1 protein-coding gene is annotated in these 3,117 nt (G+C 43.1%); it reads right to left on the bottom strand.

All coding sequences use genetic code 11. The features are described from left to right. A partial coding sequence (locus tag ACYC56_RS13790) for a beta strand repeat-containing protein (protein ID WP_461374748.1) occupies positions 1–3,097 on the bottom strand: 3,097 nt, incomplete at its 3' end. Positions 3,098–3,117 lie beyond the last annotated feature (20 nt).

The following is a 3,117-nucleotide window of genomic DNA, read 5'->3' as shown; positions in this document are numbered from 1 at the left end:
TCATTGCTGTTGTCTGAATAGTATTGCCTGCATCAAAGGTTAACTGTCCTCCTATGGTTGCTGCCCCTGCAACATCCAGAAGAGCAAGAGGGGAAGTGGTGCCGATACCAACGTTACCACCTTGATTACCCATACCAATTGACATTATGGGAGACAGAGCGCCATTATTATACGAAGTTCTAAATTGTATTGCTCCAGTCCACCCGCCCGTACCTCCCTTGGAATCTATATAAAGAATGTCATTGGGACTGACTGCTCCTGTAGATAACAAAGAATCATGTGTGGAACTAGTTGGACTCTGTATAGTAATTGCTCCATTTACTGTTAAAGAAGATGTGGGGTTCGTCGTCCCAATTCCCACATTGCCAGAAGTTAGAATTGTTACAGCAGGGGTAGCGGAAGTCATAAATTGGATTCCATTGTAACCACTTCCTCCAATGTCTAGTCCATAAATTAGACCAAATCCACTTGTATAACTAAGAGCTAAACCATCCGTTGCATCTCCAAATCTACTTCCACCACCAGTAACTACTAGTTTCGACCCTGGACTCGTCGTCCCAATTCCCACATTTCCGGTATTAATCCAGGAGTTATTTCCTGCAGTTCCTGTTAACTTAACTAAAGCAGAAGAGGTAGCAGTAGCACCAAGTAACAGGTCATCGGTAATATTGGTAGGACTTAATGCTGATGAGTTTCTCTGCCATAACCCCTGTACACCACTGGTTCCCCCGATAAAGTTACTCGCATAGATATTCCTAAACTGTAGGGAAGAAGAACCTATATCCGTAACATTATTGGTATTAGGCAGTATTGCTCCGCCTGCTGCTGCATTGGCAGGATTTAACACTATATTCCCCGTAGTACTTCCTCCCAAGGTTAAGGTATTCATTGCTGTTGTCTGAATAGTATTCCCTGCATCAAAGGTAAGTTGACCTCCTATTGTTGCTGCTCCTGCTACATCCAGAAGAGCAAGAGGAGAGGTGGTGCCAATACCGACATTGCCAGTTCCCTTAATAATAAATAAGTTAGGAGTTTGGTTATTAGTGAAGGTAAAATCAGCCGTACTAACCGCCGCATATATATCAACACCAGAATAGCCACCCATCCTAAGCTTATTTGTTTCGTATTCGCTAACGTAGCTCAAACCTGTGCCAAATTTAAGAAATTGCAGGGAATCCAGGAGAATGCTTCCACCAGCAATGTCTAATTTTTCTCCAGGACTCGTCGTCCCAATCCCCACATTGCCGCCTAATATACTAGTTCCTATATCACTTCTTAATGTAAGCCAATTGCTGTTTTCAGCAGTTAATGAAAACTCATTTGTGCGGTTTCCAGCACCAGACCAAGATCCGTCCCAAAGCATAATTCCTTGTCTTGTTTCTCCAGAATAATATCCGACCCATTCATAGGCAGTATCATCGGCTCCACCTTTAAGAGAAGCAATTACGCCACTTGCTGCATTATCAACTTCTAATGTTCCAGCAACCTCTAATGTTGCCCCTGGTGCTGTAATTCCTATTCCTACATTGCCATTTCCTTTCATGGTTATTACATCAGAAACATTGCCTGCTGCATTGGTAATCATGCTTAAGTGGGCAATTGCAGTGTCATTAATATCACGACCAGCTTTGATCATGAGTCCACGATCATTATTATGGTTAATAACGATAGCTGCTCCTGTATTATCACTATCATTGCCTGCTTGAAAGCGAGCAACGGGATAAAAACTTCCAGCAGATCCAGTATCAGATATATGAAGCTTAGCTATTCCCGTAGCAATGTCTCCTATACTTGGACTTGTCGTTCCAATTCCCACATTACCCGTATTTATCCAACTGTTTTCGCCCGAAGTTCCTGCCAGGTGAACCAGGGCGGAAGATGTAGCAATAGCTCCCAGATTAAGCGAGTCTGTAATGTTTGTCGGAGCAAGACTTCCACTGGTTCTCTGCCACAAGCCCTGTACTCCCGAGCTTCCACCAATAAAGTTAGTAGCATAGATATTCCTAAACTGTAGGGAAGAACTACCTATATCTGTAACATTGTTAGTGTTCGGAAGTATTGCTCCGCCTGCCACTGCATTGGCAGGGTTCAACACTATATTCCCCGTAGTGCTTCCTCCCAAGGTTAAGGTATTCATTGCTGTTGTCTGAATAGTATTGCCTGCATCAAAGGTTAACTGTCCTCCTATGGTTGCTGCCCCTGCAACATCCAGAAGAGCAAGAGGGGAAGTGGTGCCGATACCAACATTTCCAGAAGAGTTAATTGTCATTACGGTACCGCCACCATACTGGAAATAAACATTATTTTGGCCTTTAACATATAAATCATTAGGTCCATACAGGGTTGCGTTACTACTACCATTTACCGTTAAAATTGTTCTAGCTGTTCCTCCGCCGTCTTTAATCTGGAGACCATATGTATTATTAAGAAGAATATTCCCGCCTGCGACATGTAGTTTATCCTCTGGACTCGTCGTCCCAATTCCTACATTTCCAGTGGTAGTGCCATCAATAAACAATCGAGATGCCCCATATGATTCAGAATAAATTGAAAAACCGTCTGAAATTTCTCCCCTAACACCTGTTGACCATACTCGGTCTTGATTTGAGAAAGATAGTTTTGCAACATTAGTTCCGCTTGATGTTTCAATTTTTGCGTCAGCATTTGCCCCTGATCTGTAAACATGAAGCTGTACGGTTGGGGCAGTCGTCCCGATGCCAACATTACCGTTAACATATAACTTTGCAGTTCCTGCATCTGCTGCTCCTACTGCCACATTGTAGGAAGTAGAGTCTGGATAAAGATTGTTTCCCGAAAGTGTCCATGGACCGGCAGATCCGGAAACATCTGTCCAAGAGGCAAGTCCAGTTGCATCGGTAGTTAATACATACCCAGCTGCTTGTGTTCCATCAATAATCTTAAGCTTCCCGGCATTGGTAATCACAAACTTAGTAACTCCGCTTGCAGATGCGGTAAATATATCTTGCGATTCGGTTTGATTTAGTATTGCCAAGGCTTTTCCAAAAGTAGAAGAGTTGGTTAGATAAAGTCCTCCTATATTTGCAGGAGCAGTATTTGTTCCAATAACCAATTGCACGGAAACCGTAGCAGCGTAGT

The sequence above is a fragment of the Candidatus Aquicultor sp. genome (genome assembly GCF_054640775.1).
This window is presented reverse-complemented; position numbering and strand designations above follow the sequence as displayed.